23 protein-coding genes and 2 tRNA genes are annotated in these 25,859 nt (G+C 68.0%); 10 read left to right on the plus strand and 15 right to left on the minus strand.

The features are described 5' to 3' along the window. Window positions 1–15 precede the first annotated feature (15 nt). Window positions 16–2,301 carry a ribonuclease R gene (gene rnr, locus QZH52_RS19750; protein WP_301812251.1) on the minus strand — a complete coding sequence of 762 codons (2,286 nt, stop codon included), beginning with the start codon at window positions 2,299–2,301 and terminating at the stop codon, window positions 16–18. Between the two features lie 90 nt (window positions 2,302–2,391). Between rnr and QZH52_RS19755 the strand changes: the two genes are divergently transcribed. Next, window positions 2,392–2,476, plus strand: a tRNA-Leu gene (locus QZH52_RS19755). Between the two features lie 550 nt (window positions 2,477–3,026). On the opposite strand, the gene QZH52_RS19760 is transcribed toward QZH52_RS19755, so the two are convergent. Genes QZH52_RS19760 through QZH52_RS19770 form a run of 3 tightly spaced genes read right to left on the minus strand, consistent with a single transcriptional unit; the run spans window position 3,027 to window position 4,264 of the window. Next, the gene (locus tag QZH52_RS19760) at window positions 3,027–3,785 is read right to left on the minus strand and encodes an SOS response-associated peptidase (protein ID WP_301812253.1); all 759 of its coding nucleotides are present in this window, start codon (window positions 3,783–3,785) and stop codon (window positions 3,027–3,029) included. Window positions 3,786–3,821: 36 nt separating this feature from the next. Next, window positions 3,822–4,025 (minus strand): hypothetical protein, encoded by a 204-nt coding sequence (locus QZH52_RS19765; protein ID WP_301812255.1) that lies wholly within the window; start codon window positions 4,023–4,025, stop codon window positions 3,822–3,824. 20 nt (window positions 4,026–4,045) lie between these two features. Next, window positions 4,046–4,264 carry a hypothetical protein gene (locus QZH52_RS19770; protein WP_301812257.1) on the minus strand — a complete coding sequence of 73 codons (219 nt, stop codon included), beginning with the start codon at window positions 4,262–4,264 and terminating at the stop codon, window positions 4,046–4,048. Between the two features lie 73 nt (window positions 4,265–4,337). Between QZH52_RS19770 and QZH52_RS19775 the strand changes: the two genes are divergently transcribed. Further along, window positions 4,338–4,589, plus strand: coding sequence for a hypothetical protein (locus QZH52_RS19775; protein ID WP_301812259.1), 252 nt, complete (start codon window positions 4,338–4,340; stop codon window positions 4,587–4,589). A 77-nt stretch (window positions 4,590–4,666) separates the two neighbouring features. Beyond that, window positions 4,667–5,005, plus strand: coding sequence for a DUF1090 family protein (locus QZH52_RS19780; protein ID WP_301812261.1), 339 nt, complete (start codon window positions 4,667–4,669; stop codon window positions 5,003–5,005). A 21-nt stretch (window positions 5,006–5,026) separates the two neighbouring features. Here QZH52_RS19780 and rimO read toward each other — a convergent pair whose 3' ends face one another. From rimO to QZH52_RS19795, 3 genes are all read right to left on the minus strand, one after another. Continuing rightward, complete coding sequence (rimO, locus tag QZH52_RS19785; RefSeq protein ID WP_301812263.1) at window positions 5,027–6,433, minus strand: 30S ribosomal protein S12 methylthiotransferase RimO; 1,407 nt, start codon at window positions 6,431–6,433, stop codon at window positions 5,027–5,029. 39 nt (window positions 6,434–6,472) lie between these two features. Beyond that, window positions 6,473–7,006, minus strand: coding sequence for a polyhydroxyalkanoate synthesis repressor PhaR (phaR, locus tag QZH52_RS19790; RefSeq protein WP_301812265.1), 534 nt, complete (start codon window positions 7,004–7,006; stop codon window positions 6,473–6,475). Window positions 7,007–7,130: 124 nt separating this feature from the next. After that, the gene (locus QZH52_RS19795; protein ID WP_286522379.1) at window positions 7,131–7,499 is read right to left on the minus strand and encodes a hypothetical protein; all 369 of its coding nucleotides are present in this window, start codon (window positions 7,497–7,499) and stop codon (window positions 7,131–7,133) included. Window positions 7,500–7,730: 231 nt separating this feature from the next. On the opposite strand from QZH52_RS19795, the gene gdhA reads away from it, so the two are divergent. Next, window positions 7,731–9,074 (plus strand): NADP-specific glutamate dehydrogenase, encoded by a 1,344-nt coding sequence (gene gdhA / locus QZH52_RS19800; RefSeq protein WP_301812267.1) that lies wholly within the window; start codon window positions 7,731–7,733, stop codon window positions 9,072–9,074. A gap of 199 nt (window positions 9,075–9,273) precedes the next feature. On the opposite strand, the gene QZH52_RS19805 is transcribed toward gdhA, so the two are convergent. Both QZH52_RS19805 and QZH52_RS19810 read right to left on the minus strand, forming a co-directional pair. Continuing rightward, window positions 9,274–9,350 (minus strand) — tRNA-Val (locus QZH52_RS19805). A gap of 50 nt (window positions 9,351–9,400) precedes the next feature. Next, entirely contained in the window at window positions 9,401–11,542 is a 2,142-nt protein-coding gene (locus QZH52_RS19810; protein ID WP_301812356.1) for a RelA/SpoT family protein, read from the minus strand. 252 nt (window positions 11,543–11,794) lie between these two features. On the opposite strand from QZH52_RS19810, the gene QZH52_RS19815 reads away from it, so the two are divergent. Then, entirely contained in the window at window positions 11,795–12,565 is a 771-nt protein-coding gene (locus tag QZH52_RS19815) for a 3-hydroxybutyrate dehydrogenase (protein ID WP_301812269.1), read from the plus strand. 17 nt (window positions 12,566–12,582) lie between these two features. On the opposite strand, the gene QZH52_RS19820 is transcribed toward QZH52_RS19815, so the two are convergent. Further along, the gene (locus QZH52_RS19820; protein ID WP_436411610.1) at window positions 12,583–13,272 is read right to left on the minus strand and encodes an SIMPL domain-containing protein; all 690 of its coding nucleotides are present in this window, start codon (window positions 13,270–13,272) and stop codon (window positions 12,583–12,585) included. Window positions 13,273–13,336: 64 nt separating this feature from the next. Beyond that, window positions 13,337–13,633, minus strand: coding sequence for a hypothetical protein (locus tag QZH52_RS19825; protein WP_301812271.1), 297 nt, complete (start codon window positions 13,631–13,633; stop codon window positions 13,337–13,339). Window positions 13,634–13,805: 172 nt separating this feature from the next. Here QZH52_RS19825 and ompR point away from each other — a divergent pair, with 172 nt between their 5' ends. Both ompR and QZH52_RS19835 read left to right on the plus strand, forming a co-directional pair. Beyond that, complete coding sequence (gene ompR, locus QZH52_RS19830; RefSeq protein WP_028250078.1) at window positions 13,806–14,537, plus strand: osmolarity response regulator transcription factor OmpR; 732 nt, start codon at window positions 13,806–13,808, stop codon at window positions 14,535–14,537. Window positions 14,538–14,550: 13 nt separating this feature from the next. Further along, window positions 14,551–16,050 carry a sensor histidine kinase family protein gene (locus QZH52_RS19835; RefSeq protein WP_436411608.1) on the plus strand — a complete coding sequence of 500 codons (1,500 nt, stop codon included), beginning with the start codon at window positions 14,551–14,553 and terminating at the stop codon, window positions 16,048–16,050. Window positions 16,051–16,068: 18 nt separating this feature from the next. Here QZH52_RS19835 and QZH52_RS19840 read toward each other — a convergent pair whose 3' ends face one another. From QZH52_RS19840 to ispD, 3 genes are all read right to left on the minus strand, one after another. Then, on the minus strand, window positions 16,069–16,728 hold the full coding sequence (locus QZH52_RS19840) for a hemerythrin domain-containing protein (protein WP_286531695.1): 660 nt from the start codon (window positions 16,726–16,728) through the stop codon (window positions 16,069–16,071). Between the two features lie 89 nt (window positions 16,729–16,817). Then, window positions 16,818–17,324 (minus strand): 2-C-methyl-D-erythritol 2,4-cyclodiphosphate synthase, encoded by a 507-nt coding sequence (gene ispF / locus QZH52_RS19845; protein ID WP_286522389.1) that lies wholly within the window; start codon window positions 17,322–17,324, stop codon window positions 16,818–16,820. After that, window positions 17,321–18,031, minus strand: coding sequence for a 2-C-methyl-D-erythritol 4-phosphate cytidylyltransferase (gene ispD, locus QZH52_RS19850; protein ID WP_286531693.1), 711 nt, complete (start codon window positions 18,029–18,031; stop codon window positions 17,321–17,323). Before ispD ends, ispF begins: the two co-directional genes overlap by 4 nt. A gap of 106 nt (window positions 18,032–18,137) precedes the next feature. On the opposite strand from ispD, the gene mfd reads away from it, so the two are divergent. Genes mfd through QZH52_RS19865 form a run of 3 tightly spaced genes read left to right on the plus strand, consistent with a single transcriptional unit; the run spans window position 18,138 to window position 23,571 of the window. Next, a complete protein-coding gene (mfd, locus tag QZH52_RS19855; RefSeq protein WP_301812282.1) occupies window positions 18,138–21,623 on the plus strand; it encodes a transcription-repair coupling factor in 3,486 nt (1,161 codons plus the stop codon). Continuing rightward, the gene (serB, locus tag QZH52_RS19860) at window positions 21,620–22,324 is read left to right on the plus strand and encodes a phosphoserine phosphatase SerB (RefSeq protein WP_301812284.1); all 705 of its coding nucleotides are present in this window, start codon (window positions 21,620–21,622) and stop codon (window positions 22,322–22,324) included. The genes mfd and serB overlap by 4 nt, the downstream gene beginning before the upstream one ends. Window positions 22,325–22,329: 5 nt before the next feature. Then, the gene (locus QZH52_RS19865; RefSeq protein WP_301812286.1) at window positions 22,330–23,571 is read left to right on the plus strand and encodes a cystathionine gamma-synthase family protein; all 1,242 of its coding nucleotides are present in this window, start codon (window positions 22,330–22,332) and stop codon (window positions 23,569–23,571) included. A gap of 18 nt (window positions 23,572–23,589) precedes the next feature. Here QZH52_RS19865 and QZH52_RS19870 read toward each other — a convergent pair whose 3' ends face one another. Next, window positions 23,590–25,854 (minus strand): PhoX family protein, encoded by a 2,265-nt coding sequence (locus QZH52_RS19870; RefSeq protein WP_301812288.1) that lies wholly within the window; start codon window positions 25,852–25,854, stop codon window positions 23,590–23,592. Window positions 25,855–25,859 lie beyond the last annotated feature (5 nt).

Here is a 25,859-nt window from a genome sequence, read left to right on the forward strand (position 1 = left end):
CCTGTGCTCCTTGCTTCAGCGGCGCGGCTTGCGCCCCTTCATCTTGTTGGCCGCCTTCTTGACGGCGGTTCTGAATGCCTGCATCGCGGATTGTGGCGCCGCCGCAGCGACGTGTTCCACCCGCTCGGACCGATCGCCGCGCTCCGCGCGTTCAATGCGCTCGGAGGGTGCCTCGGCCTTGCTGCGCGAGCGCTTGGTCGAGGCCTTGGCCGGCACGCCGCCGGTGGACGCGCCCTTGTCCTTCATGGCGCGCGCGGTCAGCTCCTCGCCTTCGCGCACCAGGCGGAAATCGATCTTGCGGCCGTCGAGGTCGACCCGGCTCACCTGCACCCGGACCCGGGTGCCGATCGCATAGCGGATTCCGGTGCGCTCGCCGCGCAGTTCCTGGCGGTGCTCGTCGAACTTGAAGTACTCGCCGCCGAGTTCGGTGATGTGGACCAGGCCCTCGACGTACATGGCATCGAGCGTGACGAAGATGCCGAAGGTGGTCGCGGCCGTGACGACGCCGCCGTACTCCTCGCCCAGGTGCTCGCGCATGTACTTGCACTTGAGCCAGGCCTCGACGTCGCGGCTGGCCTCGTCGGCGCGCCGTTCGTTGGCGCTGCAGTGCAGGCCCGCGGCCTCCCAGGCCAGCGTCTCCTTGGTCGGTGCGACGATCGCCTTCTGCGGCTTGCTGGTCGGCGCCTTGACGCGCGAGGCCAGCCGCTTCGCCAGCTTGGCATGCGCCTCGCCCGGCGTCGGCAGCATCGGCAGCTGGTACTTGGTCTTGCCGAGGATCGCCTTGATCACGCGATGCACCAGCAGGTCGGGATAGCGGCGGATCGGGCTCGTGAAGTGCGTGTAGGCCTCGTAGGCCAGGCCGAAGTGGCCGCTGTTAATCGGCGTGTAGATGGCCTGCTGCATCGAGCGCAGCAGCATCGTGTGGATCTGCTGCGAATCGGGCCGGTCCTTGGTCGCCTCGGCGATCGCCTGGAACTCGCCCGGCTTCGGGTCGTCGGTGATCGACAGGCCCACGCCCATGGCCTTCAGGTAGCCGCGCAGGATTTCCTTCTTCTCGGGCGTCGGGCCCTCGTGCACACGGTAGAGGCCCGGATGCTTGCCCTCGGCGATGAAGTCGGCGCTGCAGACGTTGGCCGCCAGCATCGCTTCCTCGATCAGGCGGTGTGCCTCGTTGCGGGTGCGCGGCACGATCTTCTCGATGCGGCCGGCGTCGTCGCAGATGATCTGCGTCTCGGTGGTCTCGAAGTCGACCGCTCCGCGCTTGGAGCGCTGGTTCAGCAGGGCCCGGTAGACGTCGTGCAGGTTCAGCAGGTCCTTGACGCGGTCCTTGCGCTTAAGCGCCTCGGGACCTCGGGTGTTGCCGAGGATCGCCGCCACCTCGGTGTAGGTGAAGCGCGCATGGCTCCACATCACGGCCGGGTAGAACTGGTAGGCATAGATCTCGCCGTCGGCCGCCACGAGCATGTCGCACACCATGCAAAGACGCTCGACTTCGGGGTTGAGCGAGCACAGGCCGTTGGACAGCTTCTCGGGCAGCATCGGAATCACGCGGCGCGGGAAGTAGACGCTGGTCGCGCGGTCGTAGGCATCGATGTCGATCGCCGATCCGGTCTGCACATAGGCGCTGACGTCGGCGATCGCGACCAGCAGGCGCCAGCCCTTGCCGCGGCCGACCTTGGCCGGCTCGCAATACACGGCATCGTCGAAGTCGCGCGCGTCCTCGCCGTCGATGGTGACCAGCGGCACGTCGGTGAGATCGATGCGGCCGCTCTTGTCGGCCGGGCGCACCTTGTCGGGAATCGCCTTCGCTTCGGCCAGGCAGGCCTCGGAGAACTCATGCGGCACGCCGTACTTGCGCACCGCGATCTCGATTTCCATGCCCGGGTCGTCGATCTCGCCGAGCACTTCCTTGACTCTGCCGACCGGCTGGCCGAACAGCGCGGGCGGCTCGGTGAGCTGCACCACGACCACTTGACCGACCTTCGCGGTGCCGGTCGCGCCCTTCGGAATCAGGACGTCCTGACCGTAGCGCTTGTCTTCTGGCGCGACCAGCCAGACGCCGCCTTCGTGCAACAGGCGCCCGATGATCGGCTGCTCGGGCCGTTCGATGATTTCGACCACGCGCCCCTCGGGACGGCCGCGCCGGTCCTGACGCACGATCCGCGCCTTGACGCGGTCCTTGTGCAGCACCGCGCGCATTTCGTTGGGGGGCAGATAGATGTCGGCATCGCCGTCATCGCGTTGAACGAAACCGTGCCCGTCGCGATGTCCTTGGACGGTTCCTTCAATTTCATCCAGCAAGGCGCCGGAATGGCCAATATTTTTGATATGATCTCCTTCGTTCCTGAAATTCAAAACCTGCTGCAAGGATTCATTCCAAGCAGCATGTGGGCCCAGATGGCGGAATTGGTAGACGCACTAGTTTCAGGTACTAGCGAGTAACATCGTGGAGGTTCGAGTCCTCTTCTGGGCACCATAGCGATAGCACAAGAACCCCGGCCAGTCTTCGACTTGCCGGGGTTTTTTGTTTCCAGCGCGCGCACGGCCGACAAACAGCCAGCCACGCTCGCACCACCACGTCCGACGCCGCCCTTCGACGCCCGCAAGCCTTCGCTCCACGCCATGGTGCGCGCGCCGCACGACATGGCGGTGGCCAAGGACACGGATTCAAGCAAGTGGAACGGGCTTCGTCTCATGAAGTGATGCAAGGCGCCTCTCGCGCGCAAGAGGCATTCCGACATTCTGACGCACGATATCAATGAATGGATCGCGCGCAGCCTGAACATCCGGGTTCGCGCAACGGTGAACCTGGTGCTCGACCTGATGCGCAGCGTTCAACCATGCGGTCAAGGATCGGAAGTGGATGGAAGTGGGCTCCGGCCGTGAGGCCCGGAGCGCGGGCGGGCTCGCAAGAGGCCGCTGCGTACGACACAGTAGACGCGCGGTTTTCGCATCTCCATCGGCCGTGACGCCGACCTGCACCTTAACACGTCGACTGCCCGCGTAGGCGCGCGCCCATGCCCGACTCAAAACAGCGACGACTGCGGCGGCGGCTCCGGAGCCGCTCGCGCCGCCCTTGGCTTCGCCTGCGCCGGCGGCAGAGCTTCGGCGACCATCGCCAGTCGCTCGGCCGGGAACTGGTTCATGAAATCCATCGAGCGCTGCGCCGGTGCGTCGAGCCAGGCCTCGTACTGGGCCTCCGGCAGGATCACCACCATGCGCTTGTCCTGGGCGTGCAGCAGCCGCGCCGGATCGGGCCGGTGCATCTTGTTGAACATCGGGTGCGTGTCGGCATTGATCGTCAGCATCGTGAAGCTGTCGGCCCACTTTCCCGTGGCCGGGTCTTTCCATGGCGCCCAGAGGCCGGCGACGCCCAGGGTTTCGTCGTTGGCGGCCGTGAAGCGGGTCGGGACATGGGTCCCGCTGCGCCAGTCGGGCTCGTAGATCGCCTCGCAGGGCACGATGCAATGCCTCGCCTGGGCCCAGGCGTGCTTGAAGCTGGCGAGCTGGTCGACGGTCTCGACGCGGGCGTTGTAGGTGCGCACGCCGTATTTCACGTCTTTCGCGAAGCCCGGGAGCAAGCCGAAATGGCCTTCGACGATCTCCATGGCCGGCACCGCGTCGTCGCCCGAATCGCGCTCGCGCGGCCGGCGGATGAAGGGCGCCAGCTGGGTCGGGTAGATGTGCAGGCCGCCGGGCGGCGGCTCCCAACCCGGCGGCAGTCGGATGCCGAAGTGCTTCTCGATCTGCTTGCGGCGCTTCTCTGCTTGGTAGTGGCTGCACATGTCCGAAATGTACCGCCCGACGCCCGCGGTCCGGCGCTACCAGAGTCGCCACCAGGGCCGCACCCGCGAGCACGGCACGGCGTCCAGCCCGGCCGCCACGGTGGACGGCGCGCCGAAGCGCCGCTGGAGTTCCTTTTCCATCCGGTGCGCGACCGCGCCGGCGCGCGGCTCGCCCTGCAGCGACCGCCGCCGCCACGCGAAGGCCAACGCAGCCAGTTGATCGTCACTGAGCTTGTCCATGAGGAATTCTCCCATCGGGCTCAGCGCTCGCCCATACGCCGTTCGGCGATCTCGGGCCGGCGCGGCGGGTGCGCGACAGGCGCGAGCCACGCCACGGCGGCCTCCGCTGGCGCCATGGCGCGCAGGCGCGGGTCGCGCCACAGATCGGCCGCCACCTCGTCGAGCTGATCGGGGTCCACGGTGCGCCATTGGCGCTGCAGCTGGTGGGCACAGACTGCAATCCAGTCATCTCGTTCCATGCGCCCAGAATAACAAAGTACTGTTTTTTTATCCAGTCTTTGACGCCGCATCGCCTCGGGCAGAATTCCCGGGATGCCCCAACTCAAGATCACCGTCGTCAACCTCACAGGCCAACCCCAGCTGGTGCATGTCTTCGACACGCTCAACGGCGGCACGCGTCCGGTCGAGGGCAACCCGTTCGAACTGGCGAACGGCGAGCGTTCGACGGTCTTCGGCGTCAACTCGGACTCGCGCGGCCGCGGAATCCTGGCCTATCGCAGCCGCAGCGGCATCGTGCGCAGCGGCATCGATGTGACGGACGGCGCCGGCGTCGAGATCCGCTGAGCCATGGCCGCCGCCCCGGGTCGGGTGCAGAATCGGCAGGCTCTTCGTTCAACCCTTTTCTGTCAGGCAGTCCCGCCATGCGCTTGAAAACCGGCCTCCTGGCCATCACGCTCCTCCTTGCGGCCAATGCTTCGTTCGCCCAGGCGGCAGAACCCGCCGACGCCGCCAGTTGCAAGGCCGAGGAAGCCAGCCTCGACCAGGACATCGCGCAGGCGCGCGCCCGCGGACAGATGCTTCGGCGCCGCCAGCTCAGCGACGCCCTGGTCGCCTTGCAGGCTCACTGCGAAGCGATGATGGCGGCCAAGGATCCGGCGACGCAGATCAAGCGCCAGGAGCAGGAAGTCCAGCAGCTGCGCCTCGAGCTCGAACGCGCCGAAGCGCAGCTACGCAAGCTCAAGGCGGCTCAGAAGTCCTGAGCGCCCTCGGCGCACATTCGGTCAGATGGGCAGCGCGATCAGGTCGTGGCCCTCGGCGCCGACGATCCGCGCCCGGGTGAATTCGCCCACCTTGAGCGTCTTGCTGATCTTCTCGGGCGGCAGCAGCCGGACGATGCCGTCGATCTCTGGCGCATCGGCGTAGCTGCGGCCGACGCCGCCCTTGCGCCCCAGGGCCGGCGCCGAGTCGACCAGCACCTGCATGGTGGCGCCGATTCGCTGCAGCAGCTTGGCGATCGAGGCCGCTTCGGCGACCTCCATGAAGCGCGCCCGGCGCGCCTCGCGCTCGGCTTCGGGCAGCATGCCCGGGATCTCGTTGGCGGCCGCACCCTGGACCGGGCTGTAGGCGAAGCAGCCTGCACGGTCGATGCCGGCCTCGCGAATGAAGTCGAGCAGGTGCTCGAATTCGGCCTCGGTCTCGCCTGGGAAGCCGGCGATGAAGGTGCTGCGGATGACCAGCTCGGGGCAGACCTCGCGCCAGCGCGCGATGCGTTCGAGGTTCTTCTCGCCGCTGGCCGGCCGCTTCATGCGCTTGAGCACGTCCGGATGGCTGTGCTGCAGCGGCACGTCGAGGTAGGGCAGCACCTGGCCGCTGGCCATCAGCGGGATGACCTCGTCGACGCTCGGGTAGGGGTAGACGTAGTGCAGGCGCACCCAGGCGCCATAGGGCTCGGCGATCTCGCCCAGCGTGCGCACCAGTTCGAGCATCCGCGTCTTGACCGGCTTGCCGTCCCAGAACCCGGTGCGGTACTTGACGTCGACCCCGTAGGCCGAGGTGTCCTGGCTGATCACCAGCAGTTCGCGCACGCCGCCCTCGAACAGAGCCTTGGCCTCGGACAGGACGTCGCCGACGGGCCGCGACACCAGGTCGCCGCGCATCGACGGGATGATGCAGAAGGTGCAGCGGTGGTTGCAGCCTTCACTGATCTTCAGGTAGGCATAGTGGCGCGGCGTGAGCTTGAGGCCGGCGATGCCGAAAGCCTGCGGCACCAGGTCGATGAAGGGGTCGTGCGGCTTGGGCAGGTTGGCGTGCACCGCGTCCATCACCTCCTGGGTGGCATGGGGGCCGGTCACGGCCAGCACGCTGGGGTGCATCTGGCGCACCAGGTTGCCGCCCTGCTCCCCGGTCTTGGCGCCCAGGCAGCCGGTGACGATGACGCGGCCGTTCTCGGCCAGCGCCTCGCCGATGGTGTCGAGGCTTTCCTTGACCGCGTCGTCGATGAAGCCGCAGGTGTTGACGATGACGAGGTCGGCGCCCTCGAAGGTCTTGGAGGTCTGGTAGCCCTCGGCACTCAGTTGGGTCAGGATCAGTTCGGAATCGGTCAGGGCCTTGGGGCAACCCAGGCTCACGAAGCCGACTTTGGGGGCCGCTGGCGCGGCTGTACGTTCAGGGGAGGCAACTTCGCTCATATCCCCCTATTGTCCCAGCTATCGGGCGCCGCAGCGCGATCAAGGGCGTTTCAGGCCGAAAGCGCCCAGCACCTGCTCGGTGTTCTTCTGCATCTGCTCCTGCATCTGGAGGAAGACGTTCTTGGACTGCTCGACGTAATTCCCCATCAGGCCCTGGAGCATCGGGGACTGAACCGCCATGAACTTGGTCCACATCTCGGGGCTCAGGCTTTCCGCCTTCTCGCTCAGCTGCGCCTGGACCTCGGACATCGCCTGGATGTTCTTCTCGAGGTAGGGACCCATGTAGCTCTGCATCGCCTGACCGTAGAAGCGGATGATGCTGGCCAGCACCTGCTCGGTGAACATCGGCGCCCCGCCGGCCTCTTCCTCGAGGATGACCTGCAACAGGATGCTGCGCGTGAGGTCGTCGCCGCTCTTGGCGTCGCGGACCACGAACGAGGCGTTGTTCATGACCAACTGCTTGACCTCTGCGAGCGTGATGTAGCTGGAGGTTTCTGTGTCGTAGAGCCTTCGGTTCGGATACTTCTTGATCACCCGCTGGGCCGGCTTGGCGCCGGACTTCTTGCTCTGCACTAGGAACTCCTTCTGGTTGGGCGCCACGGCGCGCGAGCCATTCTAGGGAGCGGCTTTGCCGCCTCGCGCCTAGGTTTACCCTGACCGGAAAATCCCGGAGGCCGCCCGGGGGCGCCCGGTTCGGCTAGTCCAGCGTGGTGGCGTATTCCGCGCCGCAGACCTTGCAGCCGCCGGACTCCGGGCGGTCGTCGGTGGCCTCGCGGTAGTGCAGCGGGCTCTTGATGCCGTGGAACACCCAGCAGCGCGGGCAGTGCTCCTGCCCGGCCAGCGGAAGAAAGGCTCGCGCCCGCTGCTCGGCACGTTCGCGCGTGACGGGCACGCCCTGGCGGACGGTGCGCGCCACGTCTTCGGCGGCCATGGTGCCCGCCCGCCCGTTGGCCCGGTCGTTCAGTCCATACACCACCCGCGCGAATTCGAGCGGCGCCTGGCGCACCAGTGCCGCGATGCGGAGTTCTTCGAGTGTGGAGTCAGTCTCGGCCGCGGGGGTGTTCATCGGTGCCCTGGATCAGATGCTGTAGGAGGTGACGGGAGTCCAAGGTACCACAACTGAAGTCGGCGTTGCCAGTTGCCGAATGCCATAGGCCCCTTCTCCAAACGGTGTCCGGGCCATGACATTTCCCTCTCCGGACAATTCCCTTCGGTGTTGAGGGCATATCGCACATACGCCTGTGCGCTTTCTCTCCAGAATCGCCGCTCCCCGACCAAGGCCGAATGGCGCACGAGAATGAAATACAAGACGCTGGAAGAATTCCTGCACTGCGCCCAGGCGCGCAATCCCGACCAGCCTGAATACCTGCAGGCCATCGCCGAAGTGATGAAGAGCCTGTGGCCCTACATCGAGAAGCACCCCGGCTACGCCGAGCACGGCCTGCTCGACCGGCTGGTCGAGCCGGAGCGGATCATCATCTTCCGGGTGTCCTGGGTCGACGACCGCGGCGACGTCCAGGTACAGCGCGGCTATCGCGTGCAGCACAGCTCGGCGATCGGCCCCTACAAGGGCGGGCTGCGCTTCCATCCCTCGGTCAATCTTTCGATCCTGAAATTCCTGGCCTTCGAGCAGACCCTGAAGAATGCGCTCACCACCTTGCCGATGGGCGGTGGCAAGGGCGGCTCCGACTTCGATCCCAAAGGCAAGAGCCCCGGCGAGATCATGCGTTTCTGCCAGGCCTTCGTGACCGAGTTGTTCCGCCACATCGGGTCCGACCGGGACGTTCCGGCCGGCGACATCGGCGTTGGCGCACGTGAGATCGGATTCATGGCCGGCATGATGAAGAAGCTCAGCAACGGCGCCGACTGCGTCTTCACCGGCAAGGGCCTGAGCTTCGGCGGATCGCTCATGCGTCCCGAAGCCACGGGCTACGGCACGGTCTACTTCGCCGAGGAAATGCTGCGCCAGAAGGGCCTCGGTCTGGAAGGCCTGCGCGTGGGCGTGTCCGGTTCGGGCAACGTGGCGCAGTTCGCGGTCGAGAAGGCGATGGCGCTGGGCGCCAAGGTGGTCACGGTGTCCGATTCGAGCGGCACCGTCTTCGACGAAGCCGGCTTCACGCCGGCCAAGCTGGCCCAGTTGATGGAGGTGAAGAACCGGCACTACGGACGCGTCGGCGACTATGCCGAGCAGGTCGGCGCGCAGTTCCTGCCCGGTCGCAGCCCGTGGCATGTGCCGGTCGATGTCGCGCTGCCCTGCGCGACGCAGAACGAGCTCGATGCCGAAGACGCCGCCACGCTGGTGAAGAACGGCGTGGCTTGCGTCGCCGAGGGCGCGAACATGCCCTCGACGATGGAGGCGATCGCGCTGTTCGAGCACCATGGCGTGCTGTTCGCGCCCGGCAAGGCGAGCAACGCCGGCGGCGTGGCGACCTCGGGCCTGGAGATGAGCCAGAACGCCATGCGCATGTCGTGGCCGCGCGAGGAGGTCGATGGCCGGCTGCGCTCGATCATGCGCAGCATCCACGAGGACTGCCTGCGCCACGGCCGCAGGGAAGACGGCACGGTGAGCTATGTCGATGGCGCCAACGTGGCGGGTTTCGTCAAGGTGGCGGATGCCATGCTGGCGCAAGGCGTGATCTAGAGGCCAAGGGCTCGCCCTTCGGTCGCCCCCATGCGCCCGGGCCATCGATGGCCCGGGCGAAGAGTCTCTTCGCGGCCGATGCAAGAAACGGATCGATGGAACCCGACCGGGCTCGGAAGGAGGCATCGCGGGAGGCGACGCTCGGAGGGAAAAAATTTCCCCGGAGGCCTGAGAGCTGGTCACTCTCAGAGGGGAAACTTGGTAGGCGCGATTGGACTCGAACCAACGACCCCCACCATGTCAAGGTGGTGCTCTAACCAGCTGAGCTACGCGCCTGAGGTTGTATTCGAGAGGCCGAAGTATAGCAGGCTTCTGAAGGCACTTTTTCAGCGGCGTCGCGCAGAACGCACACCAGGCACTGCGGCGACCACCGCGAGCACCTGCTTGAGCCGCGTGACGTCGGCGATCTCGACCGTGAAGGTCATCCACGCCGTGCCCTTCACCGACTGCGTCTGCACGCCGATGACGTTCATCTTCTCGCGCGCCAGCACGTCCGAGATGTCGCGCAGCAGCCCCTGCCGGTCGGCCGCCTCGACCGCCACGTCGACCGCGTAGACCGAGCCCGCATCGCCGCCCTTCTGCGCGCCCCACTCCACATCGATCACACGCTCGCCGTTCTGCGCCGCCATCGTGCGGAAGTTGCTGCAATCGGCACGGTGCACGCTGACGCCGTGGCCCTTGGTCACGAAGCCGCGGATCGCATCGGGCGGCGCCGGCTTGCAACACTTGGCGAGCTGCGTCATCAGCGACGAGACGCCCACCACCAGCACGCCGCCGCGCCCCGATTGCTCGCTGCCGCGCGCCTTCTTGATGACGACGCCGTCGTCCGGCCCCGGCGGCGGCTCGGGCGGACGCAGCAGCATCTCGATGTTGCGCAGCGAGAACTCGTCCTTGCCGACGACTTCGAACAGGTTGTCGGCCGACTTGAAGCCCAGCTGAGACGCGAGGTCGTCGAGCTTCAACGCGGTCTTGCCCTCGCGCTGCAGCAGCTTCTCGACCGCCTCGCGGCCGCGCGCGACGGTCTCGTGCGTGATCTGTGCGTTGAACCAGGCGCGCACCTTGGCGCGCGCCCGATGGCTGACGAGGTAGCCGAGGTCGGCATTGAGCCAGTCGCGCGACGGTCCGCCTTCCTTGGCGGCGATGATCTCGACCGTCTGGCCGTTCTGCAGCGGCGTGTTGAGCGGCACCATCGCGCCGTCGACGCGCGCGCCGCGGCAGCGATGGCCAAGGCTGGTGTGCACGGTGTAGGCGAAATCGACCGCGGTCGCGCCCTGCGGCAGCTCGACGATCGCGGCGTCGGGCGTGAGCACGTAGATGCGGTCGTCGAACAGGCCCTGGCCGCGCTGGCCGCCCGAGAGATCGCGCTCCCAGGCCAGCAGCTGCCGCAGCACCGCGATCTTGGCGTCGTACTCGCCGCTGGCCCAGACGCCCGCGTAGCCCTTGTGGCCAGCCTCCTTGTAGGCCCAGTGCGCGGCCACGCCATGCTCGGCATGGTCGTGCATCTGCTCGGTGCGGATCTGGATCTCGATCGGCTTGCCGGCATGGCCGCCGACGACCTCGCGCACCACCGTGTGCAGCGACTGGTAGCCGTTGGGCTTGGGCCGCGCGATGTAGTCGTCGAACTCCTCGTCGATCGGCTGGAAGTGGGAGTGCACCCAGGCCAGCGCCGCATAGCAGTCCTTGACGTCGGCCACCACCACGCGCAACGCCATGATGTCGAACACCTGCGCGAAGTCGAGCGACTTGCCGCGCATCTTCTTGACGATGCTGTAGATGTTCTTGGGCCGTCCCTGCACCGTGGCCTTGACGCCCTCGGCCGCCAGGTCGCGCTCGAGGCGCGCGCGCAGTTGCTCGACATAGCCTTCGCGCTCGATGCGCTTCTCGTCGAGCAGGCGCGCGATCAGCTTGTAGGTCTCGGGTTCGAGGAAGCGGAACGACAGGTCCTCGATCTCCCACTTGACCTGCCAGATGCCGAGCCGGTTGGCCAGCGGCGCGAACACCTGCAGCGATTCGCGCGCCACGTTCTCGGGCAGCGGCTGCTTGCTGGCCGCAGCATGGCGCAAGGTCTGCAGGCGCGAGGCCAGCCGCAGCATGACGACGCGCAGGTCGCGCGAGAACGCCAGCAGCATCTTGCGCACGTTCTCGGTCTGGGTGCCGGCGGCCTCCGGCTGCGCGTTCGCCGTCGCCGAGCGGGCCTGTTTCTGCACATGCACGAGCTTGGTGGTCTCGACCGCCAGCGCAGCGAAGTTCTCGCCGAAGACCTTGGCGATGACCTCCTGCGGCCGGTTCAGGTGCTGGCACGAGTACACCAGGTAGCTGGCCGCCTGCATGGCCTCGGACCCGCCCATGGCGCGCACGATCGCAGCCACGGCATCCGCATGCGCCAGCGTGTTCTCGCCGGTGTCCAGCGTCTCGTCGGCGATCAGGGGCTCGGCGAAGGCACGTGCGCGCGCCAGCATGTTGGCCATCACGGGCGTGCGTTCGGCGGTGGCGGCCGACAGCGGGTAGTCGACCACCAGCGATTCCGACGGCGCCGGCACGTGCAGGTTGGATTGCTCGCGCTTCACCGGGCGCCCCGCCTGGAAAGCAAGGGCCGCACGAGGGGCCCGCGAGCTTCACGAGGCACGTGAGAAAGGGCGGGCGCGGTCATGTAGGAAAAGGAGAAATCGCGATGAAGATAATGGGCTCGTTGCATCCTAATTCATTCGGAGATTGTCATCATGCTCAAAGGCAAAACCGCGCTTGTCACGGGGTCCACCAGTGGCATCGGGCTCGGCATCGCGAAAGCCCTGGCCGGCCAGGGCGCGAACATCGTTCTCAACGGATTCGGCGACTCGGAAGGCCCGAAGGCCGAGATCGCCGCGCTGGGCGTGAAGGTCGAACATCACGGCGCCGACATGAGCCGCGCGGGCGACATCGAGGACATGATGAAGTTCGCCGCCAGCCGTTTCGGCCGCGTCGACGTGCTCGTCAACAATGCCGGCATCCAGCATGTCGCGAAGGTCGAGGACTTCCCGGTGGAGCGCTGGGACGCGGTGATCGCGATCAACCTCAGCAGCGCCTTCCACACCACCCGGCTCGCGGTGCCGGCGATGCGCGAGGCCAACTGGGGCCGCATCATCAACATCGCCTCGGCGCACGGGCTGGTGGCGTCGGCGCAGAAGTCGGCCTACGTGGCGGCCAAGCACGGCATCGTCGGCTTCACCAAGTCGGTGGCGCTCGAGACCGCCACCACCGGCGTCACCTGCAACGCGATCTGCCCCGGCTGGGTGCTGACCGCGCTGGTCCAGAAACAGATCGACGACCGCTCGGCCCGCGAAGGCATTTCGCTGGCCCAGGCGCAGAACGAACTGCTGGGCGAGAAGCAGCCCTCGCTGCAATTCACCACGGTCGAACAACTGGCCGGGCTGGCGGTGTTCATGTGCTCGCCGGCCGCCGACCAGGTGCGCGGCGTCGCCTGGCAGGTGGACGGCGGCTGGACCGCGCAGTAGCGCGGCCTGCCCGCGGCCTACTTGAGCTGCACCGAGCCCGAGACGTTGACCACCACGTTGGCCTTGCCCGCCTCGATCGGGACCGGCGCATCGGAGGCGGCCTTGGCCATCGCCTCCATCGCCATCATGCGCGGTTGCACCGGTCCGCCCAGGTGGGCGTTGACCGACACTTCGCGCAGCGTGTAGCCGCTGAAGCCGAAGCCCTTGGCGAGTTCGTCGGCGCGCTGCTTGAAGTTGTCGATCGCCACGGACTGGGCCTCGGCCTCGGTCTTGGCCTGCTGTTCGCGGCTCAGGCCGAAGCCGACGTTGGCGATCGACAGCGTGCTGATGCGGCCGGCGGTCTGGGTGATGCGCGGGAAGTCGCGCCCTTCGAGCACCAGCGACGCGGTGCCCCGCCAGCCGGTCATCTTGCCTTCGCGGCTGTAGCGCGGCGCCAGGTTGAAGTTGCCGGTCCGGACGTCGAGCTGGCCGGGCTGGGCGCTCTTGCGCGCCTCGACCAGCGCGGCATCGAGCGCGGTGCGCAACTGCGTCTGGACGGTCGCCGCGTCAGCGGCTTCGCGGGTGGTGCTGAGCGTCATCGAGAGCAGGTCCTGCTGGACCTCGACCGTCGAGTTGGCGGACAGCTGGAGCACGTTCTGCGGCGGTGCGATCGACACGGTCTGGGCCGCGGCAACGCCGGCAGCCATCCAGACGGCACAGGCCGCCATCCATTTGAGATTGTTCAAGTCGGCAATTCCTTGGAAAACGAAAAAGGCCCGCGCGGGCCGCGGCTCAAGGCTGCTGGCTGCGCGGAGCGGTCAACGGGCCGGGGGACGGCGCGTCCGGCATCATGCGCCCGCCCGAAGGCGCTCCAGCCGACTGCGCGAGATTCTGCTTCGGGGCCCATTGCTGGCGCACCTGCTGCCTCAATTGGGCGAGCTCGGCGGGCGTGAGGCGTCGACCGGCGCCGGCGCCGCGCCCTTCCCCACTGGTTGCGCCGCCCACCGCCAGAAAGCCGGGTGGACCGGCCCAGGCCGGCAAGCCCGACGTGGCAACCATCAACGACAACAGGAGAAGCTTGAATTTCATGGCGGCAAATTGTGACGACAGGGTCACTGTGCCATCGCCTTGCAAGGCGCAGACGTCTCACGCGCTAGCGGCCGCAAGTTTTGTAACTTAGTGTCAACACCTACCCTAAAGCGGGCCAATGAGCCCGCAACGGCTTCAGAATTGGCGTTGTTACAAATTCGGCGTTGTGAAAATGAATCAAGCTCCCGCCCGCACAGACAAGATCGTGATCGTCGACGACGACGCACGCATCCGCGACCTGCTCCGCCGCTACCTGACCCAGGAAGGATTCGAGGTCATCGTTGCCGAAGACGGCAAGGCACTCAACCGCATCCTGCTGCGCGACACGGTCGACCTGATCGTGCTCGACCTCATGATGCCGGGTGAAGACGGCCTTTCGGTGTGCCGCCGCCTGCGCGCGGCCAACGACCGCACCCCGATCATCATGTTGACGGCCAAGGGCGAGGACGTCGACCGCATCGTCGGCCTCGAGGTCGGCGCCGACGATTACCTCGGCAAGCCCTTCAACCCGCGCGAACTGCTGGCCCGGGTCCACGCGGTGCTGCGCCGGCGGCCGCCGCTGGAGGCGCCCGGCGCGCCGTCGACCGACAACGAGACCGTCAACTTCGGGCCTTTCAGCTTCGACCTCGGCTCGCGCACCCTCAAGAAGGACGGCGAGGAGCTGTCGCTGACCACCGGCGAGTTCGCGATGCTGAAGGCGCTGGTGCGTCATCCGCGGCAGCCGCTGTCGCGCGAAAAGCTGGCCCAGCTGGCACGTGGCCGCGAGTTCGAGCCCTTCGACCGCAGCCTGGACGTGCAGATCTCGCGGCTGCGCAAGCTGGTCGAGTCCGACGCCGCGGCGCCGCGCTACATCCAGACCGTCTGGGGCGTCGGCTACGTGTTCGTGCCGGACGGCACGACCTGAAGCGCTGACGGACGTGGCCATCGGGCCCCAGACCACCCAGCCCAGCCCGCTCGAGGACAGCACCCAGGGCACGCTGCCGAGCCCGCTGGGAAGCATCGGCTCGCGCCGCCGCCGGAAACGGCTGCACCTGGGCCTCAGCCTCTTCTGGCGCACTTTCTTCCTGCTGGTGCTGCTGCTGGTCGGCTGCACGGTGGCCTGGCTGCAGACCTTCCGGGCGCTCGAATACGAGCCGCGCGCGATCCAGACGGCGCACCAGATCGCGTCGCTGGTCAATCTGACGCGGGCGGCGCTGGTCTATTCCGATGCCATCACCCGGGTCTCGCTGATCAAGACGCTGGCCGACCAGGAGGGCGTGCGCATCCTGCCGCGCGAGCCGGGCGACCGCTTCCTGCCCTACACCAGCGGCGCGCTCGACCAGCGCGTGACCGAAGAACTGATCGCGCGGCTGGGCGAGGGCACCACGGTCGCGAGCCGGGTCAACGACGAGCCGGGCCTCTGGGTCGGCTTCACGATCGAGAGCGACACCTACTGGCTGCTGGTCGACCCGACCCGCTTCAGCCGTCTCGACCGACGCACCTGGATGATCTGGCTGGCCACCACGATGGCGCTGTCGCTGGCCGGCGCGGCGCTGATCACGCGGCTGATCAATCGGCCGCTGAAGCAGCTGTCGCAGGCCACGCTGCAGGTGCGCGAGGGCGAGTACGAGGCCCACCGGCTGGACGAGCGAGCCCGCACCAACGAGATCCGGGCGGTCAACGTGGGTTTCAACCGGATGGCCGACCAGCTGGCCAAGATCGAGCAGGACCGCGCCGTGATGCTGGCCGGCATCTCGCACGACCTGCGCACGCCGCTGGCGCGCCTTCGGCTCGAGACCGAGATGAGCGTGGCCGACGAGGACGCACGCGACCACATGGCGGCGGACATCGCCCAGCTGGACGCCATCATCGACAAGTTCCTCGATTACGCCCGGCCCGACCACGTCGATTTCCGCCCGGTGCTGCTGCGCGACGTGATCGACGCCTGCACCTACGCGGTCCAGGACCACGAGGACATCAAGATCACGGTCGACGTGCCGGCCGACCTGCGGGTGATGGCCGACGAGGTCGAACTGCAGCGGGTGATCTCCAACCTGGTGGAGAACGCGCGCCGCTATGGCAAGACGCCCTCCACCGGCGTGGCCGACATCACGATCCAGGCCCAGGCCCACAACGACGCGGTCCTGATCAAGGTGCGCGATCACGGGGCCGGGGTCGCGGCCTCGATGCTGTCGCAGCTCAGCAAGCCCTTCTTCCGCGGCGACGTCGCCCGCACCTCGGCGGCCGGGGCCGGGCTGGGGCTGTCGATCGTGACCAAGAACATCGAGCGCATGGGTGGCACCTTCGCACTGACCAGCACACCGGGGCGCGGGCTGGCGGCCCACATCCGGATGCCGCGCGCGGCATCGATCAAGATCGATCCCCTGGCAGCCAAGGACAAGCCGGCGCCCGCGGCGGGACCGTCGAACAAGGCCTAGCGAGGGCGCCAGGCTCGCTCAGCCCCCGTGCGGGCGATGTTCTTCGGAAAACTTCGGCTGCGCGGTGCCGGCGAAAGCTTCGAGCGCCGAACCGATGCCGCCCGATTTTTCCAGCGCGCCGACGATCCTCCTGAAGAGCGGCCGGTAGGCCTCGTCGGCCTCGTAGCCGGTCATCGGGTCGCGGTTCGCGCCGAACGCCGCGTCGAGTTCGGCCCAGTCTGCCGCGCCGAGTACGGCCTCCGCCAGCGGCAGGACCTCCGTCTCCTCGACATGCATGTGCTCCAGGTAGGCGAGGGCGTACTGGCGCATGGCAGCTTCGAACGCCTCCCAGCCGGCGTTGCGCCCCGCGGGATCGCCCAGGACCTGGATGCCGAGCAGCGCGTGCTCGATCTCGCGCAACGCATGTCCGCCGCTCGCATGGTCTCGATCGAGGCGATCGAGGACGGCGTCCAGCTTGTCGTCGCGCCCGCGCAGCCTGGGGAACAGCAGCCGGCTTTCCTTGGGGTGGTGGAGCTTCTCGGGAAATTCGCCGATGTAGAAGACCATGGCCTCCAAGGCGGCGAGGTCGGGGACCGTGTTCCGGCGCCGATGCTCCCCGAGCAGCAGGAGAATCGCCCGCAGCATCGCCGAGAGCGCTCGGTGTTCACGCAGGATGATGTCGACGGTGACATGCGTCATGAGGGGCTCCTCCACACGCTGCGGTGCAGCCAGGGCCTTGGCCCCGATGACATGTTCGCTGCAAAGCCCGCCGCCTGCCTTGCGCCATGTCAAGGCGCTGCGCTGCCGACCCCTCGGTGCAGCAGCGCCACGGCGCGCGCTTCCATCGCCCTGCCCTCGCCCACCGGACCGAGCTTCTCGGCCGTCTTGGCCTTGACGTTGACCTGCTCGACCGCCAGGCCGAGCGTCGCCGCAATGCGCTGGCACATCGCCGGGATGTGCGGCGCCAGCTTCGGCGCCTGGGCGATCACGGTGCTGTCGACGTTGCCGATCTCCCAGCCGGCGGCCCGGACGCGGCGCGCCGCCTCGGCCAGCAGCACCGACGAGTCGGCGCCCCTGAACTGCGGATCGGTGTCGGGGAAATGGCGCCCGATGTCGCCGAGGCCGGCCGCACCGAGCAGCGCATCGGTGATCGCATGCAGCAGCACATCGGCGTCGGAATGGCCCAGCAGCCCCGTGGCATGAGGCACCTCGACCCCGCCGAGGATCAGCTTGCGGCCGGCCACCAGCTGGTGCACGTCCCAGCCTTCGCCGACCCGGATGTCGCACCCGCTCATGGGCGGCTCCTGCGGCTCTGCAGGATCGCCTCGGCCAGCGCGAAGTCCTCGGCATAGGTGAGCTTGAAGTTCTGCGCGCTCCCCGGCACCAGCAATGGCGCCAGGCCCACGGCCTCGATCGCGCTGGCCTCGTCGGTGACCGCGTCGCCGCTGCGCTCCAGCGCGTCGAGCAGCATCCCGATGCGGAACATCTGCGGCGTCTGGGCCAGCCACTTGTCGGCCCGGGTCGGCGTGCTCGCGACCCGGCCCTCGGGGGTGGCGACCTTGAGCGTGTCCGCCAGCCGATGGGCCAGCAGGCCGCCGACCGCGTCATGCTCGCAGGCCGCGATCAGGGCCTCGATCTGGCTGGGCGTGACCAGGCAGCGCGCGGCGTCGTGCACCAGCGCCCAGTCGTGCGGGCCTGCGCCCAGCTGCCGAAGCGCGCGCAGGCCGTTGCGCACGGTGGCGGCGCGGCTGGCGCCGCCGACCCGCAGCAGGTGCTCGCCGGCGGCCGGGAAGCGCGGCAGCGCGCTGCCGACATCGGCATCGTCGGGCGCCACCACCAGCGCCAGGCCGGCGAATGTCCCGGCCAGCGCGCGAAACGCCTCCAGCGTGTGCTCGACCATCGGCCGGCCGGCGATCCGCCGGTACTGCTTGGGGCCGGCGCTGCCGGCACGGCTGCCGGAACCGGCGCAGGGAATCAGGACGAAAAAGCGGGAGGCGGACATGGAGGAGCGAGGGCGGCCAGCGGCAAAAGGACAGCCATTCTAGAATCGACCCCCTGCACACCCCTCGCCGGCCGGCGCGGGGTGTTGTGCATTTCCCGGGCACTTCATGGACCTACCCCACCTCACCGCGGGCAAGCGTTTCACGCTGCCGCGCCCTCCGCTGTCGGCCGATGCGCTGATGCTGGCGCAACTGGCCGAGCGCGAAAAAGCGGCCGGCCGGGCCACCGCCGTTTTCACCGCCGATGCCAATGACGCCCAGCGGCTGATCGACGAGATCGCCTTCTTCGCGCCCGAACTGCGCTGCGCCCTGTTCCCCGACTGGGAGACCCTGCCGTACGACAGCTTCTCGCCGCACCAGGACCTGATCAGCGAACGGCTCGCGACGCTCTGGCGCATCAGCCAGAAAGAAGCCGACGTCGTGCTGGTGCCCGCGACCACCGCGCTCTACCGGCTGGCGCCGCCGGCCTTTCTCGCGGGCTATACCTTCCAGTTCAAGAGCGGGCAGAAGCTGCAGGACTCGAAGCTCAAGGCCCAGCTCACCCTGGCCGGCTACACCCACGTGACGCAGGTCGTGAGCCCGGGCGAATACGCGGTGCGCGGCGGACTGATCGACCTGTTCCCGATGGGCTCGCCGGTGCCATTCCGGGTCGACCTGTTCGACGACGAGATCGACTCGATCCGCACCTTCGACCCCGACACCCAGCGAAGCCTCTACCCGGTGCCCGAAGTGCGGCTGCTGCCCGGGCGCGAATTCCCGATGGACGACGACGCCCGGGCGCGCTTTCGCAACCGCTGGCGCGAACTGCTCGAAGGCGATCCGACCCGCAGCCGGATCTACAAGGACATGGGCAACGGCGTCGCCACGGCCGGCATCGAGTACTACCTGCCGCTCTTCTTCGAAGAGACCGCGACCGTCTTCGACTACCTGGGGCCCGACGCCACGGTGGTGCTGCACGGCGACCTGGAACCGGCCTTCCAGCATTTCTGGCAGGACACGGCCGAGCGCTACCGGCTGGTGCGCGGCGATCCCGAACGGCCTGCGCTGCCGCCCGAGGCGCTGTTCCTGAACGCCGAACAGTTCTACCAGCGGGCCAAGCCGCACGCGCAGCTGGCGATCCGCGGCGAAGCCCACGCCGATGCGCCGCCCTACGCCGAGTTCGATGTCCTGCCGCCCTTCGCCGTGGTGCGTGGCGCGGACGACCCGCTGGTCAAGCTCAAGGAACACATCCGCAGCACGCCGCACCGCGTGCTGGTGATCGCCGAAAGCGACGGGCGGCGCGAGAGCCTGCTCGACTTCCTGCGTGCCAGCGGCGTCGGGCCGCCGGCCTTCGATTCGCTGGCCGAATTCGAGGCCCAGCCCGACGAGAAGATCGGCATCGCGACCGCGGCCCTGGTGGCCGGCTTCGCCTGGCGCGAACACGGCATCGACTTCGTCACCGAGACCGAGCTCTTCGCCACCGCGCCGGCCACGCGCCGGCGCAACAAGAAGCAGGAGCAGGTCAGCGACGTCGAGGCGCTGATCAAGGACCTGAGCGAGCTGGCGATCGGCGACCCGGTGGTGCATTCGGCCCACGGCATCGGCCGCTATCGCGGACTGGTCAACATGGACCTGGGCCAGGGCAGGGACGCCGAGGGCAAGCCGCTGCTGCAGGAGATGCTGCACCTGGAGTACGCCGACAAGGCCACGCTGTACGTGCCGGTGTCGCAGCTGCACCTGGTGAGCCGCTACACCGGCGTCAGCGCCGACGAGGCGCCGCTGCACAAGCTGGGCTCGGGCCAGTGGGAGAAGGCCAAGCGCCGTGCCGCCGAGCAGGTGCGCGACTCGGCCGCCGAACTGCTCAACATCTATGCCCGGCGCGCGGCGCGCGAGGGCTACGCCTTCCGCTTCTCGGCGGCCGACTACGAGGTCTTCGCCAACGACTTCGGCTTCGACGAGACCGCCGACCAGAAGGCCGCGATCCATGCCGTGATCCAGGACATGATCTCGCCCCAGCCAATGGACCGGCTGGTCTGCGGCGACGTCGGTTTCGGCAAGACCGAGGTCGCCCTGCGCGCCGCCTTCGTGGCCGTGACCGGCGGCAAGCAGGTGGCCTTCCTGGCGCCGACCACCCTGCTGGCCGAGCAGCACTACCAGACACTGGTCGACCGCTTCGCCAAGTGGCCGGTCAAGGTCGCCGAGATGAGCCGCTTCCGCTCCGCCAAGGAGATCACTGCGGCCGCCAAGGGACTCGCCGACGGCAGCGTGGACATCGTGGTGGGCACGCACAAGCTGCTGTCGCAGTCGGTCAAGTTCAAGAACCTGGGCCTCCTGATCATCGACGAGGAGCACCGCTTCGGCGTCCGCCACAAGGAGGCGATGAAGGCGATGCGGGCCGAGGTCGACGTGCTGACGCTGACCGCGACGCCGATCCCGCGCACCCTGGGCATGGCGCTGGAAGGCCTGCGCGACCTGAGCGTGATCGCCACCGCGCCGCAGCGGCGGCTGGCGATCAAGACCTTCGTCCGCAACGAGGGCACAGGCGTGATCCGCGAGGCGGTGCTGCGCGAGCTGAAGCGCGGCGGCCAGGTCTACTTCCTGCACAACGAGGTCGAGACGATCGAGAACCGGCGCCAGAAGCTCGAGCAGATCCTGCCCGAGGCGCGCATCGCGGTGGCCCACGGCCAGATGCCCGAGCGCGAGCTCGAGCGCGTCATGCGCGACTTCGTGGCCCAGCGCTACAACCTGCTCCTGTGCTCGACCATCATCGAGACCGGCATCGACGTGCCGACCGCCAACACCATCGTGATGAGCCGCGCCGACAAGTTCGGCCTGGCACAGCTGCACCAGCTGCGCGGCCGGGTCGGCCGCAGCCACCACCAGGCCTATGCGTACCTGATGGTGCCGGACATCGAAGGCCTGACCAAGCAGGCGGCGCAGCGCCTGGACGCGATCCAGCAGATGGAAGAGCTGGGCTCGGGCTTCTACCTCGCGATGCACGACCTGGAGATCCGCGGCGCCGGCGAAGTGCTGGGCGAGAACCAGAGCGGCAACATGATGGAGATCGGCTTCCAGCTCTACAACGAGATGCTGGCCGAGGCGGTGCGCTCGCTCAAGGCCGGGCAGGAGCCCGACCTGCTGGCGCCGCTGTCGGTCACGACCGAGATCAACCTGCATGCGCCGGCCCTGCTGCCCGACGACTATTGCGGCGACGTCCACCTGCGGCTGTCCTTCTACAAGAAGCTGGCGACCGCCAAGACGCCGGACCAGATCGACACCTTGCTCGAGGAGATCGTCGACCGCTTCGGCAAGCTGCCGTCGCAGGCGCAGACGCTGATCGACGTGCACCGCCTGCGGGTGCTGGCGCGGCCCTACGGCGTGATCAAGGTCGATGCGGCGCCGGGGGTGATCCATATCACCTTCAAGAAAGATCCGCCGATCGACTCGATGAACATCATCCACCTGATCCAGAAGAACAAGCACATCAAGCTCGCGGGCAACGAGAAGCTGCGCATCGAGCGCGAGCTGAAGGAGCCCAAGGAGCGGGCGCAGATGGTGCGCGACGTGCTGCGCAGCCTGGGCCAGCCCAAAGTACAGGAGCCGACACCCGCATGAAAGAACTCTCCCCCGGCCTCGTCGTGCAGCGCTTCACGCCGCCGCTCGCGCTCGCCGACTTCAAGCTGATCGCGTTCGACATGGACTCGACCCTGATCAACATCGAATGCATCGACGAAATCGCCGATGCGGTCGGCAAGAAGGCCGAGGTCGCGGCCATCACCGAGGCCACGATGCGCGGCGAGATCAAGGACTTCAAGGAAAGCCTGCGGCGGCGCGTGGCGCTGCTGAAGGGCGTTCCGGTGGCGGCCCTGCAGCAGGTCTACGACCAGCGCCTGCAGCTCAATCCGGGTGCGGCGCAACTCGTTCTGGCCTGCAAGGCTGCGGGTCTCAAGGTGCTGCTGGTGTCGGGCGGCTTCACCTTTTTCGCCAACCGCGTGAAGGATCGGCTGGGCATCGATTTCGCGCGCTCCAACCTGCTCGACGAAGCCGACGGCCTGCTCACGGGCGAGGTCGTGCAGCAGTCCTGGGGCGACATCTGCGATGGCGCCGAGAAGCGCCGCACGCTGCTCGAGGTGGCCTCGCTGCTGGGCATCTCGGCGGCCGAGACGATCGCCGTCGGCGACGGCGCCAACGACCTGCCGATGATGGGCGAAGCCGGCCTCTCGGTGGCCTTCCACGCGAAGCCGTTGGTGCGCGAACAGGCGATGGTGGCGATCAACGAAGGCGGCCTCGACCGCCTGCTCGAAGTGCTCCGGTGAGCCTCATGGCCGACGACAAGCGCCCGCCGCCCGTCTCCGCGACCCTGCACAGCGATCGCCGCGGCGGCGTCGAGCACGGCGCGATCCACAAGCCGATCCACACCTCTGTGCAGTATGGCTACGAGCGCACCGAGGACCTGATCGGCGTCTTCCAGGGCACGCTCAAGAACAGCTTCAGCTATGCCCGCCAGGGCACGCCGACCACGGCCGCGCTCGAAGCCAAGCTGACGCAGCTCGAACAGGGCCTCGGCAGCATCTGCTTCTCCAGCGGCATGGCTGCGCTGAGCGCGGTCTTCCTCACCTTGCTGCGCGCCGGCGACCACGTCGTCTCGAGCCATTTCGTGTTCGGCAACACCAACAGCCTGTTCGGCACCCTGGCCGGACTGGGCGTGGCGGTCGACAAGGTCGACGCGGGCTCGGTCGATCGCGTGCGCGACGCCCTGCGGCCGAAGACGCGCATGGTGTTCGTCGAGACCATCGCCAACCCCGGCACCCAGGTCCCCGACCTCGAGGCGATCGGCGCCTTGTGCCGCGAGCGCGGACTGCTCTACGTGGTGGACAACACGATCACCTCCCCTGCCCTGTTCCGGCCGCGCAGCGTCGGCGCCGGGCTGGTCGTGAACTCGCTGACCAAGACCATCGCCGGCCACGGGGCGGCGCTGGGCGGCGCGGTCACGGACACCGGCGCGTTCGACTGGGGCGCGTATCCCAACATCGCCGCCAGCTACCGCGGGCTCGACCCCCGGCAATGGGGACTGCAGCAGATCCGCAAGAAGGGGCTGCGCGACATGGGCGGCACCCTGGCACCCGAGCAGGCCCACCGCATCAGCCTGGGTGCCGAGACGCTGGCGCTGCGGGTGGCGCAGACCAGCGCGACCGCGCTGGCGCTGGCGCGCTTTCTCGAAGCCCATGCGGCGGTCGCCAGGGTGCACTACCCGATGCTCGCAAGCCATCCGCAGCATGCGCTGGCGACGAAGCACTTCCAGGCCGGGTCCTGGCTGCTGGCTTTCGAACTGCGCGACAGCAGCCGCATGCCGGCCGCGCTCGACCGCCTGCAGCTGGCCATCAAGGCCACCGGCCTCGGCGACAACCGGACGCTGGTGATCCCGGTGGCGCCAACGATCTACTGGGAAGCAGGCCCGGTGGTGCGCGCCGAGATGGGGATCGCCGACGGGCTGGTCCGGGTCTCGGTCGGGCTCGAAGGCGCCGACGAACTCATCGCGGACTTCGGGCAGGCCATCGCCTGAACCCGGGGCCGCTTCGCGTCAGAGCCCGATCAGGCCGCCATCGTCTCTGGTGATCACCACCGTCGCCGAGCGCGGACGCGAGGTGCCGCCCCCGGGCCAGTGACTGCCGAACTTGGTGGGGTCGCCGATGTTGGCGGCCGGCGTGGTCTCGCCCGGGTGCTGGATGTTCACGAACAGCGCGCGGCCGTCGCCGGACTCCGCAATGCCGGTGATCTCGCAATCCTTCGGCCCGACGAGGAAGCGGCGCAGGCCATCCGTGCCCGGCGCCTTGCCGATCAGGGTCGCCTGCGTGGCACTGGTCGCGCCGTCGACGTTGGTGATCGTCTTCGCGCCACCATCGCCGACCTGGCCCGGCAGGGCGGCCAGCATCATGCAGTTGGTCACGTCGGTGTACTTGCTGTCGTCCGTCTCGAGCCAGAGCAGCCCGGCGGTCGCCGAGCTGAACCACATACCGTCCGGACTAGAGAAGTCGTTGTCTGCGACCAGGCTCGACAGGTTGACGTCGGCCGATGCCGTGGAGCGCGCGCCAAACAGATAGACGTCCCACTTGAAGGTCGTCGCGGCCGGGTTGCCGCCGGCATCCGCGAAGCGCACGACGTGGCCGTTCGGATTGCCCTTCTGCGCGGTCTGGGTCGGGCCCTTGGGATCGTTGTACGAGCGCGGGTTGGCAGCATCGGTGCCGCCGACGGGTCGCGCCGTGTTGTTGGTGAGGGTCACGTACACCTCGCCGTTCTTCGGATTGACGGCGGTCCACTCCGGCCGGTCCATCTTGGTCGCGCCGGCCGCGTCTGCTGCGAGACGAACGTTGATCAGCACGTCCGCGGCATCGGCGAAGGCATATGCGGGGTTGCCGGCCGTGATGCCGTTGACGCCCAACGCGAGTTCGAGCCAGTTGCCGGTGCCGTCGGCGTTGAAGCGCGCGACGTAGAGTTTGCCGTCGTCCATGTACTTGTCGCCGGCGGCGATGCCGCCATTGATGTCGGCCGCGTTCCACGCCTTGGTCGAGACGAATTTGTAGATGTACTCGTTCTGCGCGTCGTCGCCCATGTACCAGACCAGCGGCTTGCCGACCACGACCGGGCCGAGGCAGGCGCCCTCATGGCCGAAGCGGCCCAGCGCGGTGCGCTTCTTCGGCGTGCTGGCGGGCGTGAAGGGGTCGATCTCCACCACCCAGCCGTAAGCGTTGGCGCCGTTGCGGTAATCGTCCACGGCGCTCGCGGCGCCGCTGATCACCTCCGCGTTCCAGCGGCCATAGAGGTTGTCGCTGGTGTCGGGCGTGACGGTGGCCCAGAGTTCGCGGCCGGTGCCGGCGACGCCGTAGCGTCCGAAGGCCGCGATCTCCTTCGCGCTGCGGTTGGGGTTGTCGGTGGCCGCGATGCGACGGAAGTAGCCCGCCCAGTTTTCTTCGCAGGTGAGGTAAGTGCCCCACGGCGTGGTGCCGTTGGCGCAGTTGTTGACCGTGCCGCGGGTCCTGCTGCCGTCGCTCGAGAACTTGGTCTTCAGGTAGTCGGTCCTTGCCGCCGGGCCTGAGAACTGCATCTCGGTCAGCGTGTGGACGCGGCGGTTGAAGCTTGAGTCCTGCTTGTAGTTCCAGGCGGTCCCGCTCTTGGCGACTTCGATCACGCTCACGCCGTGGACGAAGAATTCGCGTTGCACCTCTGCAGCGACGCTGCGCACGGCAGCGTTGCCGGTGCCGACGATGGTTTGGCCGGTGGGATGCAGGAACAGCGCCGTGATGGCTTCGTGGTTCATCGCGAGCAGGCCGCGGGCCGCGGCGGCCGGATCCCACTTATTCGAGGCGTCGATGCCGAAGAAGGTCATGCCGTCGTGGTGGTCGCCCGCCCGACGGTCATAGCTGGCGGGCGCATCGGTGCCGTCGTTGAGGTAGGCCGGCACGCCGGTCGCGATCGGGTCGCCGAGTCGGTACAGCACGCTGGCCGTGTAGCCGGCGGGCACCGAGACCACATCGTCCAGGCTCTTCGGCACGGCGGTGAAACCGAGCTTGGCGGCAGCTGGCGCCGGCGGCGGCGCGGGTGCGGGTGCGGGTGCGGGCGCCGGGGCAGGCGCCGGTGCCGCGGCGGCGACAGGAATGAAGCCATTGCTGCCGCCGCCACCACAGGCCTGCAACAGCGCGACGCTGGCACTGCCGACGCCGAGTCCGAACAGGTTGCGGCGGCTCAGGCGGGCCTCGACCAGATCGCTGAAGGAAGGATTCGAGGTCTTGTTGTAGCCGATGTCGTCCAGGTCGATCGACGGGACTTCGGACGGGTGTTTCGCGGTCATTCGGT

The sequence above is a fragment of the Variovorax ginsengisoli genome (assembly GCF_030486595.1).
Classification (GTDB): Bacteria; Pseudomonadota; Gammaproteobacteria; order Burkholderiales; family Burkholderiaceae_C; genus Variovorax; species Variovorax ginsengisoli_B.

Coding starts and splice junctions, on each gene's coding strand:
- QZH52_RS19820 (WP_436411610.1), bottom strand. CDS start 13,272: ATGGCGGCCTGTGCCGTCTGGATGGCTGCCGGCGTTGCCGCGGCCCAG.
- ispF (WP_286522389.1), bottom strand. CDS start 17,324: ATGAGCGGGTGCGACATCCGGGTCGGCGAAGGCTGGGACGTGCACCAG.
- QZH52_RS19815 (WP_301812269.1), top strand. CDS start 11,795: ATGCTCAAAGGCAAAACCGCGCTTGTCACGGGGTCCACCAGTGGCATC.
- QZH52_RS19775 (WP_301812259.1), top strand. CDS start 4,338: ATGCCCCAACTCAAGATCACCGTCGTCAACCTCACAGGCCAACCCCAG.
- QZH52_RS19765 (WP_301812255.1), bottom strand. CDS start 4,025: ATGGACAAGCTCAGTGACGATCAACTGGCTGCGTTGGCCTTCGCGTGG.
- serB (WP_301812284.1), top strand. CDS start 21,620: ATGAAAGAACTCTCCCCCGGCCTCGTCGTGCAGCGCTTCACGCCGCCG.
- QZH52_RS19870 (WP_301812288.1), bottom strand. CDS start 25,854: ATGACCGCGAAACACCCGTCCGAAGTCCCGTCGATCGACCTGGACGAC.
- QZH52_RS19780 (WP_301812261.1), top strand. CDS start 4,667: ATGCGCTTGAAAACCGGCCTCCTGGCCATCACGCTCCTCCTTGCGGCC.
- ispD (WP_286531693.1), bottom strand. CDS start 18,031: ATGTCCGCCTCCCGCTTTTTCGTCCTGATTCCCTGCGCCGGTTCCGGC.
- QZH52_RS19840 (WP_286531695.1), bottom strand. CDS start 16,728: ATGACGCATGTCACCGTCGACATCATCCTGCGTGAACACCGAGCGCTC.
- QZH52_RS19770 (WP_301812257.1), bottom strand. CDS start 4,264: ATGGAACGAGATGACTGGATTGCAGTCTGTGCCCACCAGCTGCAGCGC.
- QZH52_RS19810 (WP_301812356.1), bottom strand. CDS start 11,542: ATGGCCAACATGCTGGCGCGCGCACGTGCCTTCGCCGAGCCCCTGATC.
- QZH52_RS19825 (WP_301812271.1), bottom strand. CDS start 13,633: ATGAAATTCAAGCTTCTCCTGTTGTCGTTGATGGTTGCCACGTCGGGC.
- ompR (WP_028250078.1), top strand. CDS start 13,806: ATGAATCAAGCTCCCGCCCGCACAGACAAGATCGTGATCGTCGACGAC.
- rimO (WP_301812263.1), bottom strand. CDS start 6,433: ATGAGCGAAGTTGCCTCCCCTGAACGTACAGCCGCGCCAGCGGCCCCC.
- QZH52_RS19795 (WP_286522379.1), bottom strand. CDS start 7,499: ATGAACACCCCCGCGGCCGAGACTGACTCCACACTCGAAGAACTCCGC.
- mfd (WP_301812282.1), top strand. CDS start 18,138: ATGGACCTACCCCACCTCACCGCGGGCAAGCGTTTCACGCTGCCGCGC.
- QZH52_RS19865 (WP_301812286.1), top strand. CDS start 22,330: ATGGCCGACGACAAGCGCCCGCCGCCCGTCTCCGCGACCCTGCACAGC.
- gdhA (WP_301812267.1), top strand. CDS start 7,731: ATGAAATACAAGACGCTGGAAGAATTCCTGCACTGCGCCCAGGCGCGC.
- QZH52_RS19760 (WP_301812253.1), bottom strand. CDS start 3,785: ATGTGCAGCCACTACCAAGCAGAGAAGCGCCGCAAGCAGATCGAGAAG.